At 65.5% G+C, this 983-nt stretch carries 1 protein-coding gene; it reads left to right on the forward strand.

The features are described from left to right. Positions 1-4: 4 nt before the first annotated feature. Positions 5-983 (forward strand): GDP-mannose 4,6-dehydratase (gmd, locus tag AC08OJ_RS14950; RefSeq protein ID WP_476596028.1); only part of this gene is annotated, 979 nt, incomplete at its 3' end.

Here is a 983-nt window from a genome sequence, read left to right on the forward strand (position 1 = left end):
CGACGTGCCTCGCGCGCTGATTACCGGGATTACCGGTCAGGACGGGTTGTATCTGGGTGAGTTGCTGACCGCGAAGGGTTATGAGGTGTTCGGGTTGGTGCGGGGGCAGTCGAACCCGAAGGTGGCGACGGTGGAGCGGCTGGTGCCAGGGGTGGTGTTGTTGGAGGGGGATCTGACGGATCTTCCGTCGTTGATCGGGGCGGTGGAGATCTCGCAGCCGGACGAGGTGTACAACCTGGGGGCGATCTCGTTCGTGGGGTTGTCGTGGAAGCAGGCGGAGCTGACCGGGGAGACGACGGGGATGGGGGTGCTGCGGGTTCTGGAGGCGTTGCGGATCGCGGGTGGTAACGACATGTCGGGGGTGCGGTTCTATCAGGCGTCGTCGTCGGAGATGTTCGGGAAGGTGCGGGAGACGCCGCAGCGGGAGTCGACGCCGTTTCACCCGCGGTCGCCGTACGGGGTGGCGAAGACGTTCGGTCACTATCTGACGGTGAATTATCGGGAGTCGTACGGGGCGTTCGCGTGTTCGGGGTTGTTGTTTAATCACGAGTCGCCGCGGCGGGGGATCGAGTTCGTGACCCGGAAGATCTCGCGGGCGGTGGCGCGGATTTCGTTGGGGTTGCAGGACTCGTTGTCGTTGGGGAATCTGGAGTCGCGGCGGGACTGGGGTTTCGCGGGGGATTACGTGGAGGCGATGTGGCGGATGCTGCAGCAGGACGCGCCGGACGACTATGTGGTGGCGACCGGGGAGACGCACAGTATCCGGGAGTTGTTGGATGCGGCGTTCGGGCGGGTGGGGATCTTGGACTGGTCGGGGTTCGTGCGGCAGGATCCCCGGTTTTTCCGGCCGGCTGAGGTGGATGTGCTGGTGGGGGATTCGTCGAAGGCGCGGGAGGTGTTGGGGTGGAAGCCGCGGGTGGGGTTCGAGGAGTTGGTGGCGATGATGGTGGACGCCGACGTCGCCGCCGAGACGGAATCGGCCG

It is taken from the genome of Frankia sp. CgKIO3, assembly GCF_977946435.1.